This is a genomic window from Ruminococcus sp. Marseille-P6503 (assembly GCF_900604945.1).
Taxonomy (GTDB): domain Bacteria; phylum Bacillota; class Clostridia; order Oscillospirales; family Ruminococcaceae; genus FB2012.
This window is the reverse complement of sequence record NZ_UWPB01000001.1, coordinates 1,267,168-1,282,159: the sequence shown is the minus strand read 5'-3', so window position 1 is coordinate 1,282,159 and position 14,992 is coordinate 1,267,168. Positions and strand designations below refer to the sequence as shown.

Genomic DNA, 14,992 nt, shown 5'->3' with positions numbered 1-14,992 from the left:
AAAGCCCCCGCACCGGGAGCTTTAATTTTGCATTTGATTGTAAATTGAATCGTATAACGCTTCAAGTTGTTCGCCAAAGTCTGTGATTTCTCCATCTACGTCAAAACCATAGATATCTAACGCTGTACTTATTAATAACTGAAACAAGCGCAGCTCCTCATTGTTTATGAAAATAGTATGATCATTATCATTCAGAATAATATACTGCATATCAGAAATATCAACATATTCTTTAAACAATTCGTACTCCTCTTCTTTAAGCCTAAATTCCATTTTATCCTCCTCCAGCCGGGTTGCATTGGATTAAGAGTCCTGTGTCCGGATTGACAGTAACATCACATTTGTCAGTATAAAACTTTTGAGATCGCATTTTTGTACCGTCTGCATTATATAATTGCTCGTTTGATTTACTTTTATTATATTTTGGTGAAAGATAATTCCCATTGGTCAGGACTTCTTTCACATCCTCAAAAGATACGCCGCTTCTTGGTTTGTGATATTTATCGCTTGGATTTGCCATCGTACCAAAAAAACGTTCAAGGAAATGCTTTGACTGACCTTTTATTTCTATCCCGTTTACAGTTTTAGTTCCGACAATTTCACTTTGAATCAAGTTATATGTATCCTTATACAAGCTGTATTTTACCTGTGGTGACATATATCCGCTTTTAACTGATTGTATATATGCCGACATCAGTTTGTATTCAGGAGGATTAGTATACTCCATTTCTCTGAATTTGTCAATACTTTTCGGCGGATTTTCTATGCCGTAGCTTTTAAGCCGATTAACAAAGCTGCGATTGCTGCTGTGTACAGCCTTTTGCGACAAGCTCCTGCCAAAGCCAACCACCCTGACGCGGTCGTTTTGCTTGTATAGTCCGTTTGCATTACAAAACTCATTCAGCCGCTTTTCTTTAAGTTTCAGAGTTTCCGAGTTGCGCTCAAATTTATTCTGCAGCCTGCGCCTGAGCTCATCGTCACTGCACTCCTGCAGAGCTCCGTCGAGAGCCGCAAGGCTGCGCTTTGATTTCCTGATCGAGCGTTCCATTGCCCGCTGCTTCTGTGACAGCTCATACTGCTCATTGTTTTCTGCAATATCGACCGGCAGATTGGCACGCTCAGAAATACCCTCAAAAAACGGGTAAAAGTCGTGTCTGCAATTCCAACCTTTGAGTCCAGCCCCTGTACCGTAGCCGGTAGCCTCAGACAGCTTAGGATACTTTTTTGACTTGCCTGAAATACTGTAAACCTTTCCCTGCCACGCCGCATGAGAGGGACGCGCACCCATGTGCGCTGTGACCTCAACCAGATCGCAGTCCATTTCAGCCGCAAGATCAAGCTGCATTTGTCCGGCAGTCTGACTTATGCCTGTCATTACTGCCCGCCGCATTGCAACATCCGCCCAGTCGGTCTTGCCCGACGGATAAGTTACCGCTGTGATACCATGCTCCGCCAGCTCTGCGACCGCGTCATAAATTGCGTCCTGATATGTAAACGCACCGCTCTGTATCTTTAACCATGCCTTGTCCATAAGATGAGTAACAGTCGCCTGCGATGACTCAACCATGGATCTGCACAGATTTTTAGTCATACCGTTGGCATTTTTTATGCCAGCTTTAAGCGTGTTAGATAATGCTACAGACCTTAGAGCAGCGGAGCAGTCCCTGCCGTAGGCTCTGTAGATCTTTGCATCGTTGTTAATAGCCTCCTTGCAAGCATCAGTGTACAGCTTGGATATCTGCCGCTTGGACTTGCCTGTAAATTTCATAAGCATAGCCGTGATCTCTTTTGTGGACATCCGCAGTTGACTTGCTTTGTATAACTGCCATTCCGCCGAGGGAGTAAGATAATCAGCCTTAACAAGTTTTTTTGCAATAGACTTGATTATCTCCGTCTGTACCTCGCTTACAAGGTCGACCAGATCATCGGGCAGCTTTTGCAAAGTCTGAGGGGTAAGCATTACTCCTCACCGTCCTCAAATCCCATAAGCTCGTCGTCGGTGGGTTCTCCGTCTGCAAGACGTTTCTTTGCTTCCTCCTCCGATTCGCCATACCATTTGACACGGTACTCCCACTTTTGCATCAGACCCGCCGTAACATCGTCCTTGTCACGCTGTCGTTCGGCGTTTTCGTCCACCAGCGGGCTTTGGTCAAAGACTATAGAGATATGTGCGTTATCCTTTACTTGACCGTCAATAAAACTGTGACCTATCCAGAGCAGCGTTTTAACAAGACTGTGCAAAAAGCTTTCGACCTTGATAAAATGCTTGTGTGCGTTTTGTATCAAGTCCTGCTTGTCACCCGTGTACTGGGTAGCAGTTACAATGCTGCCGCTGTTAAACTGATAATGCTTAGTACCAAATCCCACCTTAAAGCTGAGATAATCAAGCTGTGCTTGTATACCCGCCGTATTGTCTGCAACTCGCAGATCAGGATTATGCTCCTGCACCATGCTCTTGCCCGTACCGTCGTCCATTGTTTCGCCGATATAGTAAAACAGCTGCTGATTTACCTCGTCAGGAGCGATCTTTTTATCACCAGCCATATCCGCAAGCATATTTTTGTTTAAAAACACCTTTTTCTGTCCAAGCCAAAAGTCTGAGTTAAAGTTATTGTAAGCCAGATCAACGCCTTTGAGGTTGTCGATTGCATTAGCAAATACTGCGCAGCCCAGACCGTGATTTCCTTCAATCGGATTTACGATTGAAGGTCGGCATATTGCGAACCAAGGCTTATCAGAACCGGTTCTTAGTATACGAGGCACGCCATGCGGAAGATCTTCTTCAGCCAGCAGTGTTTTCTGTTTTGTGTCCGTCTTGAAAATGTGGTTTTCTATTACATATTCACCCTGTTCGAGCTTGTGTATCTCAAGATATATTCTGTTGTTGCCTTTTATACATATATCGGAACAAAAAGCAGCTTCGGTTATGTCACCGTTATCAACTGTCAAGGGGATTATTTTATCCGCTTTGAGATAATTTAAATCAATCCTTGAGTCAGCAGACTTCATCAGCTTGCCGTCTGTACTTACAAGAGCTTTCTTCAGCCTTATTATAACGGCACAGGTGCCTGAGTACATCATCTTCTCCATAAGATCGTTTGCCTGATCCCAGAAGTTGTTGCTGCCAAATACACCACCGTTTTCAGTATCTCCGGTCAGGAATCTCTGCGAATATTCGTCATCCACCCTGACGCAGGTTTTATCGTTGATAAGTATAGCCGCCCAGTCTTCGCACACCTTTTTTGCCATTTTCATAGTGTACATATTGCGGCTTCTGCGCTTTTCTCCGTTCTCGAAAGTGATCCTGTGAAACGGCTCGTGAAAGCCTTTCCACCAGTCTGTCCATTCTGAAATTTTATTGTAATAGTCGGTCGAAATATTATAACCGAAGTTATTATTAAGCCAGTTTATGATCTCACTGTTCAAATGTTTTCACCTCCTGCAAGTGTTAACGGTTTGATAAATTTGCTGAAGCTGTACTCTAGAGCGTCGGCGGTATCTATATCGCAAGTACCGTCGTCAAGACGCTCGTCTCTGTCCTGTATCTTAGGATCCCATATCTGCTCGGACAAGCTGCCGATAACATTCTTGCAGCTGTCAAGTACAACGAATCTGCCCTGAGCCATCAAAGATGTCAGTATAGATATTCTGTCATTGCGCGGAGCTTTGTAACAGTCAACTATCTTTAAAAGAAGTCTTGCTCTGGCACAGGCTACTCTCAAACCGTTTATTACTGCTTGGTTTTCGTTGTCCGCCCATGCAAATTTTATCAAAAGCGGATTAAAACGCATATATAACGCCTTTACAAACTTTATAAAAGCGGCGTAAATGGTGTCGGGGCTGACCTCGCCCTTGCCGCCGTCTATCTTGTGATCTGCTACAACGATAAGCTTTTTAAAGCCGTCTACAAAAGCCGTAGCCACAAATGTTGTCTTTGATTTGTTGCCGCCAAAGTCAATACCGATCTGTATTGATGTGATCTTGCTTTTGTCAAGATCGTTTTCCGATAAAATAAATTTATCAGGATCGTTGGCAAAGCTCTGGAAGATAAGACCCTCAGCTGCTATCCTTAACCCGAGAATATCTCGCTTATACCATATAGATGTTAGATCGTACTGTGATTTTACCTCAGCCTTACGCTGATCTGAGATATTTATGTTATCATCAATAGTAAAATGTGCGTAGTTGTATCCGCCGAGAAACTTGTGCTCAGCTGCGTCCTTCTGGTACTTGTCAATATACTCGGTATATATCCAGCTCCGCGGATTATCCGGGTTAAGATCCCACCAGATCTTACGTTTGTCTGCGGCGATAGATCGGTTAAAAGCCTCCTGCACAAATGATTTATGGTGCAGGTTGATCTCCGTCCCGATCCACATACCGTAAGAGTTACCTCTGATAGATTTATAACTGCTGGCAAGCATCGCGCCCGAAAAAATAACGATGCGGGTTTTAAAGCCAGTATCCCTGCCTTTGATTATAAGAGCCTCGTTACCCTTGTACTTTCCCCAGCGGCACTGACCACGGAAAAAATGCTCAATGCCAAATCCGTTGCAGTCTCCCAGAATAATCTTTGCATTGCCCAGTGTGGAAGCCGAAGCAAGGTGTATCTTATCCTTTGTAGTCTTGATTTCATGACAAAAAGCAAGTACATTGTCCACCGTCTTTCCGGCTCTGACAGCTCCCTCAGCAACATTGATCATACAGTCGCTGCTGCGCCGGATATATTCCTTATGTTTATCGCCGAAATTGTACAAGATTGTTTTTTTGCGCTTTTCAGGCTTTTCAGTTTTTCTTGCCATAGATATCCTCCTCGATTTCCGTCGTATCCTCCAGTTCAGGATCAGCCTGCGGATTGGGAGACCAGTTTTCCTTGTCTTTGTTTTGTAAGTAACTCAGAGCAGCGGAAGGATTAGGAGCGACCTTTCTGACCTTGCGCTTGACCGTCCGCCGTCCTCTGGCGTCGACTCTGACCTCCTCTTCGGCGTATTCTCCGCCCAGAGCCGCTGCAAGCAGCGCACGCTCAACTTCTGCATTAACAAGTTCGGGATTGTTGTCGAGAAAAGCTTGCAGCTCACTGTGCCGCTTTTTATAATCGTCGGCAAGCTTTTTACGATCCGCTTTATCGGAAGTATTAATAAAAGCCTCCGACAGCTCGCCGAGGCTTTTAATATCCGTTTTTACTTTGATATTATCAATATTGTCAACTGCTTGTCCAAGCAGTTCGATAGCCTGTTTTCTTTTTACATTCACATTAACACCTCCAATAAAAAAAATACGGGGCTGTGCGCCCCTGTAAGCGGTTTTATTGTTCCATAGTCAAATAATCCTGACTTGATTTTTAAAATGCGCTAGAACGCTGTAAAACGGCTTTAAAACGATAATTCTAAGGGCAGGCTTCGCCATTCGGATATTTTTGTTCCAAAAACTCCGTTATCCAGCATTATGTAATCTGAGCTTAAGCGCAGGGGACGAATCAACCTTGCGCTTTTGATCAGATCTTGTCCAGTTCGGCGGCAACGTCAAAGTAATGACGTCTGCTGTTTATCTCGCAATACAGCGTACAGCGTTTGCGCCGCCTGCTGTATTTAACGATGCAGTGTTCTCTGCCTTTGAGCAGTCCTTCTGTGATAGTCACCTTGTTTCTGTTTATGTAACCACGGCTGACGGTAAGATTTTCTGTATCGAGTATCCACCGAAGTCTGACTTCCTCAGCTTTTGGAAGCGGCGCTGGAGGTCTGCCGAGAAATCTTACAACGCCCGCAGTGTTTTTTACAGCGTAATATATCTCGTCGGTAATACGCTCGCTGCGGATAAATACATATCCCTGAAAGATAATGCGTCGCACTGTACGCCATACGCCCTTGTGCCGTTCCGACAGTTCGTGAGTAGGCGCGCAAGCGTTAATATTTTTATCTCTGAGAGCGGCAACAACGTCATGCTCTCTGCCGCTCTGCACATAAATAACGTAGATCATACCGTATCGCTCCTTTTCTCCTCCAAAAACTTAGCCACGTCCTTGTACAGATCAGGACGCTCTCTTGCCATAGCCTCGAACACCATTGTTTTGACCTGTTCAAAGCCCGCGTTCAGAATATCCTCGTTTTTCAGATCCATATTCTTTTTGTAAGCAGCCGCTTTTACAAGGCTTGTAGCCTGCTTGAGCAATGCAGCGGGGTCTATGTTCTGCCATTTCTCTTCTGGTGTGTTCTGAATACTTTCCAGAACGTTGTGTGAAAGCAATCTGATGATACCTTCGCTTGTATCGAGTGCGGGATACTTGTTTATCTCCTCCATTATGACCCTGAAATTCTCCTGCGCCATTCTGAGGGTCTCAACCGACTCGTTAAGGTTGGCTGCGTATCTGCATACTGAGGAGATTGAGATCGGCTGATCTGTCTGCTCCTTGATGTAATCCGCTATTTCCGCATAGGTGAAGTCGGCTTTCATCATATCCTCCACGGTCGCTTTAAGCTCGGGAGACAGCTTGTCTATCTTTGAGTGCTTTCTGCGTTTCCTTGCCATTCTCCGCACCCCCTACATCTTGATGCAGGGGTCGTTGATGCCTCCGGCAAGCAGGCTTATACCCTTTGCCGTAAGCTTTGCCTCGAGATCGTCAAAGTCGCTGTCTGCCAGCGTAGACGGTTCCTTTGACAACACCGTCCTCAGATGTATGTATCCTGCTTCATAAAGATAATTTACGCTGTCGGTGATCTCGCCCTTGGTTATATCGGGCAGAGCATATTCAACGCTCTTAAGCTTATGATACTGATATCTGAGCATATTTATCGTTCTCATCACAGAGCCGTTGTTTTCCTTGAAGTTCCCAGCTCTGATAAGCTGCATCTGTTTCTCCATATCCATTTCACCTTTCTCCTTTCATTTCCATAAGAATGTCCATTATCTTGTCAAGCTTCTGCTCCGTCTTAAGCTGCTCACGATAAAAGTCCTCTTTTGTAAGATAGTTCTGCTTAACTTCTGTAATGTCGATTTTACATTTGTCAAATTCGTCTTTAGAGACGTAATTTTCCTTGACTTTATCCAGACCGCTCTTGCATTTATCGATGTCGTCCATCGTCCGCTTGAGAAAGTAAGTGATAATACCTATGCCACCGGTGAGGACGAGCTGAAATACGACTGTAAATATCTCCTGACTTGTCATAAAAACACCCCCAATATATCTTTAGTATAGTTATCGTTATAATAACTATAACAGATATATTGGGGGTGTTACAGATGAAGCGTTTCAGCGAGTTTCTGCAATCATATTTCATCAAATGAGATCTGACCTTCAATAGGAGCGTTTTGCTTCTCTTGCCTGATTTCAGCCGTGATACTGCGAATCGTGCGCTCTGAAAGATTGTATTTATTGACAAGGTACTTAAAATTATATCCGTTGAAATCCTTGCGTATCTTTGCATCTCTTGCCGAACGGATAACCGAGTCGGCTTTGGCAACGTATATTGACAGACCACCGTAACGCTTAACCAGCTTTTCATAAGCCAGAGCACCGATGCAATCGTAAATATCTCGCTGCTCTGGGGTAAGGTCTTCGTAAAATATATCAAGTTCCGGCACATTCCTCACCTCGTTTTGCTCTGCGTTCAGCTGTATTCACATAACGCTTGAGCTGTTCGATAAGCTTAGAACACTGATCCTGATCTATCCATCGAAACGGTTCTTTTTTTGAGGCTGTAACGTCCAGAACCTTATCGATCGCTCCCAGCAGCCTGTCTCCCACGTCTGCCGACTTTGGATTCGGATCAAGCTCCTTAAGTCTGTAGCAGTATCTCCAGCACAGCCGCTGCTGTTCGGGAGTAGCCATGCCGTTGCAGCCAATCTCCTCGTTTTCTTTCTTTTTTGTCTTTTTAGGTTTGGATTTGTACAGAGGATGATTTGGATCGGCAAGTTTCATGCGATTGATAAGCTCAGTCTGAACAGCCTTGAAATCGCTGTCGGTAAGATCCTTGACGGATTCCTTACCGGTGATACTGAAAATGACCTCGTGTAGCATATCGTCTCTGTCCTTACCTACAATACCGAGACCTGCGCCCATTCCGTAAATTCGCTTTATCTGTTCTTTTGTGATAGCTGCCATATCCAAATCCTCCTTGTTTTTTACTTCACCGCCGTAAATTTCGTTTTCGGCGTTCTTTCAACTACGACTGCGCTGTCTATCATATCCACAGCCCGTTCGATTATCTCGTCGGTAAGCTGTTCATTATTGAGCGTAAGCAGCTTAACGAAGTTCTGCCAAGCCACAGCCTCGGATACCAGATAGGCGTTCTCCCGCGCCGACTTTTCGTCCAGACCGCCAAGCTGCATAAGATTTTTTACGTCTGTCTCATATTTTGCTCCCTTGAGCTTTTTCTCCAATGTCCTGCGAGTCTTATCATCAAGTCCCAGACCGTCCAGAATCTGCGAAACGCTGCCGTCCTTTATGTACTCCTTGTTGTAAACGGCAGAAAGCAGACGTTTTCCAGGTTCCGACAAGGTGTAGGTAACATCCTCTTTTACAACATCGCCGTAAGCCTTGCCGAATATCTCCTTAAGCATTGCGGGATAGACGAGCTTAACGCTGTCGGCGTTGGTGACTGTGATAGAATTGCCCGCATTGTCGCTGTAGACAGCAGATTTAAATTTTGTATCCTGCAGATCGACTTCTGAAGCCTTAAGGATTTCACCCTCGATGCTGTCTGCCTCTGCTTTAAGCTCGGATATTTCCGCTTTGATCTCGGCATAGCGTTTTACCTTTTCAGACAGATCCATAAGCCGTCTTTACCTCCTCCATGATTTCTTCAGCGCAGCTTCTGCAAGTGTCGCGACCCTTGATGCAGCGCACATTCTCAACACTGCCGCAATAGCAACAGGTCGGTCTGTGCTTGCGAATCAGGATACCGTCCGCTGTCTCCTCGATGTCAACAGCCATGCCTCCCGCAAAGCCCGCTGCAAGTCTGATGTCCTTCGGGATCGTCAGTCCCGCTTTGCTTGTAAGCTTTTTATGTTTTGTTTCCATAGCGATTTAACCTCCTTGTTTTTCTGCACTCTGCATTTATCAGGGCTTGTGACCTGCGCCGATCGGCGGCTGCATTACAGCCGGAGGCTATTCCTCCGGATTGGGTTTTATGAAAGGTGCAGTTCCTCAGCAATTTTTTCTGTACTCTGCATTTATCAGGGCTTGTGACCTGCGCTGATCACCTCAATTGCCATAATACAGTATCCCGGCTTGCAATACTGCTCGTCGCGCAGGACATAAGTCACCTTAGCTCTGAGTTTGCGTCCGGTCAATTTTTTTCCGTCAAACTCCCTGAGCAGCAGCTTATCGTTGACGTTAAATTTTGCTTTGTCCTCAATTCTTATCTCAAAAGTTTTGCGTCCCGAAAGCACATCTTCAAAATATTTAGGCAGTATTTTAAGCTCATGTGTCACATAATATACATTATCGCTCATAATTACACCTCCAGCTCCATATATTTAGCGATTGCCGACAATCCTTTTGCAGTTACATTTCCGTTGTCAAGAGCATTAGAGTATAAGTTGACTGCACCTCGTATTGCTTGAGTACTCTGTGCTATTCTCAATAAAAATTCAACAGCCGCTGCGTCTTCCCTTATGTCAGGAAATAGCATTTCGATGTCGCTTTTCTTTATCTGCTTTACGCTGTAAAAACGTGTATTTTTAGTCCTGTTTCGAATCTGGGCAAATTCTGCTTTCTGCTTTCCGCCCAGTCTGCTGACCGTAGTCTCGTTGCCGACAAAGCAAATTCCAAGAGTTTGCCCCTTTTCGTCGAAATGATCGCATATACTTCTGAGAGTGTCAATGGCGTTTCTTGTAAGATGCTGGGCTTCGTCCACTATTATCACCATGCCGTCCGACAGTTTTGACGAGATTTCCAGCCAGAGTCTGCTTACCGAGCCGGATGATACGTTAAGCTTTGAGCCGATAAGCTCCAGCACGGATTTCGATGACTTGATACACGGATTTACAGTTATGTATATGCAGTTTGTTCCGTGTTCACGGTAATACTGCCTGCAAGCCTGTGTTTTACCGATACCTGCGTCACCGCAAGCTATGGCAAGTCCGCCCTGAAGCTGGCAGTTGCGTATGATCTTGTACACGTTTGACGATATTGACGTCTCCTTATAGTCTGTGCCTACATATATCTCAGCGGCAGCTTGCTTAGTTTCAAAGTATTCGATCACTTTTTTCATCTGCTTATCTACATCGCCGTTGTAAGTACCTGACTTAATAGCAGAGTATGAGCTATCTGATATACCAATCTTTTTGCAGACTGCAGCTGCAGATAGATTTTTCGAAATCTGCAGCTGTTTTATCTGTTCTAACGCCCACTCCTGCTTTGCTGTGAGCTTTTTCATTTATCGATCACTCCTCCATTTATTTTTCCGCCTTTTGGCGTTTTCGTTCATTCTGTCGATATTTACATCGATAATTTCGTCGCCGACAGCCTGTGCAAGCTGTGCGGGTTCTTCATCGGCGTGGATCATAATAACGTTGGACGGCATAACGATCTTAAAGTTCTGCTTTCCGTGCGCCGCCTTGAGAGCGGCAGCCTCCATAAGGTCGATCTTATGCTCCGAGCTTAAGCCGTCCGTGATATTCTGTGCCTCGGCTTTGATAAACCGCTGAACTCTGCGCTGCAAAGCCATTGCGTCGGATATTTCTTCCTTGCTTTCGGTGATGTAGTCGATAAGCAGCTTGTCGGCGCACTCCCAAGTCCAGAGATATCGGTCTGTCTTGTCGTATACTCTTACGCTTCTGAGGTCTGCTGGATCATATCTTACATAGACCTCCTTGCCTAGATGACGATATGTGTTTTCATAGTCCATAAACCAAACCTTTTCACCGGAAATTTCAACAAATACGCCGTTGCGTTTGATCTTCTGCACCCTTGTCGATCTCATAAGCATAAGATTAAGTTCGGCTTCTGGGGCTTTTCTGATGCCTACTGCCTTAATGTCCTTATTCCATACATCGATACGGCTCATCCCTTTATATTTAGCCTCAGCTCCGCCGTATTCCTGCATATTAAAATCGCCGTCAATATATGTATCAATATATTCTCTGATTTCAAAATCGCAAGGGATCTTTCCTTCTTTGATCCTGCGTTTAAGACTTTCTGGTCGCTGCATAATAGTGCCACCGCAGTAGCCCTCGAACATACGGGCAAACTGCATTGTTACAGTACTGAAAGTACGCTCGATTGGTTTTGCCTTAGCGTTTCTGACGATTGCGTTATGCATCGTGATCCCAAGTCTTTGTAGTATCGTTGGCGGTTCAATCTCAGGATTATCGGTTTTCCTGCTCCTATGACCTTTTCCTCCCACGTCATGGGTTAAAAATTCTCGACCATTATCAAAATATACGGCTTTCGGGATACCGAATCGCATAATACCGTGCCTTAATGCAATGATCGTTGATTGGGAATTCGGGCTGTCGCATATATTCCAGCCGACCAGCACTCCGCTTTTGGCGTCCAGAAAGGCTGTAATGTACAGCCTGTGGATCGTACCGTTGTCCTCGTCATAGGATTGTATATCAAAGGTGTGGTTGTCCGCGATCCAGACGTCGTTAGCGTGCAAACCGTCGTACATACGGCTGATATATGGCAGGCACTTATCTTTCATAGCCTTATCTCCGTCACGCATATATGTCAGCACGGCTTGCGGTATTTCAGACTTTATATGCCTACGAAAAGTATTGTCTGACGGGAAGTTTGCCACCATTGACGGATACCATTCCTTAGCGCATTCAAGCGTAAGATCATAGCAGCGCGAAACGGTAGGCTTGTTTTCGGAAAGGTAGAAATAACAGAACTGCTCCCACAGTTCCGGTGGAATACTGCTTTTACCCTTATTTGCTCCGCCTCGATTTTCGCAAAGCCCCTGCAGGTTATTATCCCTGTAGGCTGCATACTTTCGATAGAGTATATCCACTGATACCTTAATATCTGAATGTTCCAGCTGACATTTGCCTACAAACAGCTTATCCACCTTAGTTTTCTTCCCAGGATACTGATTTCTGTATTTCTGCCACTCCTGAAGTATTTCCACCCACAGAGCGATCTCTTCACGCTCTGCTTCAGAAAATTCTTCAAACGTAGTTTTAACAGCTTTTTTATGCTGTTTTACCGCCTTTTTAACAGACTGAACAGGTTCTAAGCCCGCTTCCGCTCTTTTCTGAGCATAGTACTTTGCCTGCAAGTCTTCTGGAAGTGATGTTATTGGAATCATATAGCACTCTTTTCTGTTTTGAGAGTGTACAGATGTAATTGCTTCAATTTTTCCGCAAGATATATTTCTTTGCATAGTTCTTATGCTGCATTCCTTAAGCTTAGCAGCTTGAGCAACCGTTAAATATACCAAATCATCACCTCCGAGAAAAAGACTTGACAAAACAATTGTTTTCTGATATACTAACTATCAGAGCCAGAACGGTTGTTTACGAGATCAAACAGAAATTCTTCTGTTTCGGTTAATACTGCAAGAATGGTCGCAACATTCCTGCGGAGCTGTTCAGGCTCTATTTTTATGTCCTCAAGACAGCTCGCCTGCGCCAGAAGCCGGGCTTGTCCTACTGCGTGTGCAAGCATATTTGCTTCGAACTCTTTATATGTCATGGTTTCGCCACTTCCTTTCTGGTCTGCCATCATCAGTACCGGGAGACCATCCCCGGCAGACAGCAAGATTTACTTGCTGTTTCGGCTATATTGTGATCTGCCGCACAGATCGTCAAGGCTGCATCGCAGCACATTGGCTATACTGATCGCAGTCTTCAAAGATGGTGTCAAAACGCCCTGCTCTATCTTACACACGGTCACATTACTGATCCCCGCATACTTAGCAAGCTCCTTCTGGTTAAGATCCCGCCGTTCTCTAATCTGCTTTATGGTTTTGCCAATATCTGCGTTCATAAAGGCGTTCCCTCCTTTTAGCAAAGTATATGTCACGGATAAGTGACAGTATAAGATGCAAGCAAAGCAGTCCTACTATTACAAAAAGCGGTATTTCCCACAGTTCTGAATGTCCTGCTGCACTTGTAAATAAGCACCAGAGCGCAATTATTATAGCCACGGCAATAACTTTGTCTTCGTCACTTAATTTTTTCATATCAAAACCTCCTTTATTTGTACATCATAACGCTGATAACGTCCTTAGCGACAGCCAGCAAACTATCGCCTGTGATGCTTATATCATACACATGTCCGTTTTTCATTGTAACAAGTACCCACTCTTCGCCGCTATCTTCGCAATAAGTTATGTCATCAACATCATCGTTAGCGGCGTGGAGCAGGAAGTAGAGCTCTTTTTCTACGAATAACGCTTTATTCATTATATCTCCTCTTATGGACGGAGTTTGTTCTGCCTTTGTTTGCTGGTCGCCGTATTTTTCAGCTATGCAAGCAAGATCATCATCTATTGCCGCCATAGCATCCTCGATAGTATTATAAGCCTTTGGCGAGAAAGTCCCATAAGGTGATATGCAAACATAGCTTGTCCTATCGTTACCTGAAATCGTATAGCCTCTGTACTCATACGTATTCTCGTCGATTTTGAATTTACGCATTAAATCTTCCTCCTTTTTCGATTGACGTTTAACACTTTTTGTGTTAAACTTTTTATTATGAGGTAACTATGCCCTAGAGGTTACCCTATAATAAATTGTAATAGATTATAATCTAATTGTCAAGTATGATTTAGATAATAATCTAAATTTGTGAAATATGCTTAGATTGAGGTGATTAAAATTGGGCATTGTTTATAGAATAAAACAAGAAATTAAAGCCCAAAACACAACTATTGCCGCTGTAGAACGTGCATTAGGACTTGGAAACGGTACAATAAGTAAGTGGGATAAGCAAAGCCCATCTTGCAATAATATGCTTAAATTAGCCAATTATCTAAATTGCACTGTGGACTATTTACTTAATGGTAAAGAAAAAAGCTCACTTGCGGAGAAGTTGACCGCTGATGAGCAAAGGCTACTTACATATTATAATAGATTGAGCGAATTTGACAAAGGCATCGTGATCGGCAGGGCAGAGTTGCTTGCAGAACAGTCTGAAAAGTCTTCAGAAGATTCTGAAAATACCGTTTTTATAGAGTACTACTCGCTGCCTGTCAGTGCCGGAACTGGAGTCGATCTGGACGGCTGCGAAAAGGGTATGCTAGAAGTTGAAGAAACACAGCTCACGCTTCATGCAAATTTCGCACTGAGAGTGTCCGGCAACAGCATGGAGCCTGTTTTTCACAATGGGGATATTGTTCTGATAGCCTCGCAGCCATCCGTAGAGATTGGCGAAATAGGTATCTTTATACTTAATGGGGAAGGATTTATAAAGAAGTTCGGCGGTGACTGCCTTATCTCACTTAATCCGGATTATGATGATATTCCGCTGAATGAGTATAATAGTATATATTGCCGTGGAAAGGTTATTGGCACAGTTTGATATATAAAAATATGAAACTAATTAAATATTAAACCACGATACATATTTACGAGAAAGTTACGACGTGAAATAGTAGGGGATGCGACAGTGTCGCATCCCCTACTCAAAAGATGTCGCAATGTCGCACCTAAAATCTGGAAATTTTTTAATGAAATTTTCGACCGACCATTCAAACAGTTTTACGAATGTTATAGCTTTAAAATGCGTAAATACGCATTTTTAAACACTTTTTAAAACGTTATAAAACTTTCAAAACGCTCTAAAAAGGTAAAATTTAAAGGTCTTAAAATGCTGCTAAAATTGCATTTTAAGACCTTATTTTTTTGACATTCAATTTTTCTTAACCGCAAAACACATCAGAATTTTGCACATTCAAACCGCCGTATTTGCGCGGTTTTGTTGGGTCCTTTATATTAAATTCGTGTTTTTTCGTATTTTTGCGGTTTTCGGATTTTGCGTGGCGAGCAACAGTAATAGAACCGAACGCTGATTCCATGTTCCCCTATGAGCCGAGATACGAAGGTC

Annotated in this window: 20 protein-coding genes and 1 other RNA gene; 1 reads left to right on the top strand and 20 read right to left on the bottom strand. The window is 43.9% G+C overall.

All coding sequences use genetic code 11. The features are described 5' to 3' along the window. Positions 1 to 21 precede the first annotated feature (21 nt). The 20 genes from EIH25_RS05950 to EIH25_RS05850 form a co-directional block, all read right to left on the bottom strand. Positions 22 to 273 (bottom strand): hypothetical protein, encoded by a 252-nt coding sequence (locus tag EIH25_RS05950; protein WP_124099537.1) that lies wholly within the window; start codon positions 271 to 273, stop codon positions 22 to 24. Position 274: 1 nt separating this feature from the next. Further along, entirely contained in the window at positions 275 to 1,960 is a 1,686-nt protein-coding gene (locus tag EIH25_RS05945; protein WP_124099535.1) for a phage minor capsid protein, read from the bottom strand. Beyond that, positions 1,960 to 3,426 (bottom strand): phage portal protein, encoded by a 1,467-nt coding sequence (locus tag EIH25_RS05940; RefSeq protein WP_124099533.1) that lies wholly within the window; start codon positions 3,424 to 3,426, stop codon positions 1,960 to 1,962. The genes EIH25_RS05945 and EIH25_RS05940 overlap by 1 nt, the downstream gene beginning before the upstream one ends. Continuing rightward, on the bottom strand, positions 3,423 to 4,802 hold the full coding sequence (locus tag EIH25_RS05935; protein WP_124099531.1) for a PBSX family phage terminase large subunit: 1,380 nt from the start codon (positions 4,800 to 4,802) through the stop codon (positions 3,423 to 3,425). Before EIH25_RS05935 ends, EIH25_RS05940 begins: the two co-directional genes overlap by 4 nt. Then, entirely contained in the window at positions 4,786 to 5,253 is a 468-nt protein-coding gene (locus EIH25_RS05930) for a hypothetical protein (RefSeq protein WP_124099529.1), read from the bottom strand. The genes EIH25_RS05935 and EIH25_RS05930 overlap by 17 nt, the downstream gene beginning before the upstream one ends. 241 nt (positions 5,254 to 5,494) lie before the next feature. Further along, a complete protein-coding gene (locus EIH25_RS05925; RefSeq protein WP_124099527.1) occupies positions 5,495 to 5,977 on the bottom strand; it encodes a transcription termination/antitermination NusG family protein in 483 nt (160 codons plus the stop codon). After that, a complete protein-coding gene (locus EIH25_RS05920; protein WP_124099525.1) occupies positions 5,974 to 6,525 on the bottom strand; it encodes a phage protein Gp27 family protein in 552 nt (183 codons plus the stop codon). The genes EIH25_RS05925 and EIH25_RS05920 overlap by 4 nt, the downstream gene beginning before the upstream one ends. A gap of 12 nt (positions 6,526 to 6,537) precedes the next feature. Continuing rightward, the gene (locus EIH25_RS05915; protein WP_124099523.1) at positions 6,538 to 6,864 is read right to left on the bottom strand and encodes a type VI secretion protein; all 327 of its coding nucleotides are present in this window, start codon (positions 6,862 to 6,864) and stop codon (positions 6,538 to 6,540) included. Position 6,865: 1 nt separating this feature from the next. Then, positions 6,866 to 7,162 carry a hypothetical protein gene (locus tag EIH25_RS05910; protein ID WP_124099521.1) on the bottom strand — a complete coding sequence of 99 codons (297 nt, stop codon included), beginning with the start codon at positions 7,160 to 7,162 and terminating at the stop codon, positions 6,866 to 6,868. Positions 7,163 to 7,263: 101 nt separating this feature from the next. Further along, entirely contained in the window at positions 7,264 to 7,578 is a 315-nt protein-coding gene (locus EIH25_RS05905; RefSeq protein ID WP_124099519.1) for a Mor transcription activator family protein, read from the bottom strand. Beyond that, a complete protein-coding gene (locus tag EIH25_RS05900; RefSeq protein WP_124099517.1) occupies positions 7,565 to 8,098 on the bottom strand; it encodes a phage protein GemA/Gp16 family protein in 534 nt (177 codons plus the stop codon). The genes EIH25_RS05905 and EIH25_RS05900 overlap by 14 nt, the downstream gene beginning before the upstream one ends. Positions 8,099 to 8,118: 20 nt before the next feature. Next, positions 8,119 to 8,769, bottom strand: a complete 651-nt coding sequence (locus EIH25_RS05895) for a hypothetical protein (protein WP_124099515.1) — start codon at positions 8,767 to 8,769, stop codon at positions 8,119 to 8,121. After that, on the bottom strand, positions 8,756 to 9,016 hold the full coding sequence (locus EIH25_RS05890; RefSeq protein ID WP_124099513.1) for an AbrB/MazE/SpoVT family DNA-binding domain-containing protein: 261 nt from the start codon (positions 9,014 to 9,016) through the stop codon (positions 8,756 to 8,758). The genes EIH25_RS05895 and EIH25_RS05890 overlap by 14 nt, the downstream gene beginning before the upstream one ends. A 155-nt stretch (positions 9,017 to 9,171) precedes the next feature. Then, positions 9,172 to 9,450 (bottom strand): DUF3850 domain-containing protein, encoded by a 279-nt coding sequence (locus tag EIH25_RS05885; protein WP_243113092.1) that lies wholly within the window; start codon positions 9,448 to 9,450, stop codon positions 9,172 to 9,174. Between the two features lie 2 nt (positions 9,451 to 9,452). Beyond that, entirely contained in the window at positions 9,453 to 10,376 is a 924-nt protein-coding gene (locus tag EIH25_RS05880) for an AAA family ATPase (protein ID WP_124099511.1), read from the bottom strand. Continuing rightward, positions 10,377 to 12,383 carry a DNA-binding domain-containing protein gene (locus EIH25_RS05875; protein ID WP_124099508.1) on the bottom strand — a complete coding sequence of 669 codons (2,007 nt, stop codon included), beginning with the start codon at positions 12,381 to 12,383 and terminating at the stop codon, positions 10,377 to 10,379. It abuts the gene before it with no gap. Positions 12,384 to 12,433: 50 nt separating this feature from the next. After that, complete coding sequence (locus tag EIH25_RS05870) at positions 12,434 to 12,637, bottom strand: hypothetical protein (RefSeq protein WP_124099506.1); 204 nt, start codon at positions 12,635 to 12,637, stop codon at positions 12,434 to 12,436. A 17-nt stretch (positions 12,638 to 12,654) separates the two neighbouring features. Continuing rightward, positions 12,655 to 12,724, bottom strand: an RNA gene (locus tag EIH25_RS05865) — hammerhead ribozyme type II. Between the two features lie 169 nt (positions 12,725 to 12,893). Next, entirely contained in the window at positions 12,894 to 13,127 is a 234-nt protein-coding gene (locus tag EIH25_RS05855; RefSeq protein ID WP_124099503.1) for a hypothetical protein, read from the bottom strand. A 13-nt stretch (positions 13,128 to 13,140) separates the two neighbouring features. Then, complete coding sequence (locus EIH25_RS05850) at positions 13,141 to 13,584, bottom strand: hypothetical protein (RefSeq protein WP_124099501.1); 444 nt, start codon at positions 13,582 to 13,584, stop codon at positions 13,141 to 13,143. A 181-nt stretch (positions 13,585 to 13,765) separates the two neighbouring features. Here EIH25_RS05850 and EIH25_RS05845 point away from each other — a divergent pair, with 181 nt between their 5' ends. Beyond that, positions 13,766 to 14,467: a S24 family peptidase gene (locus EIH25_RS05845; RefSeq protein WP_124099498.1), complete on the top strand. Its 702-nt coding sequence runs from the start codon at positions 13,766 to 13,768 to the stop codon at positions 14,465 to 14,467. Positions 14,468 to 14,992 lie beyond the last annotated feature (525 nt).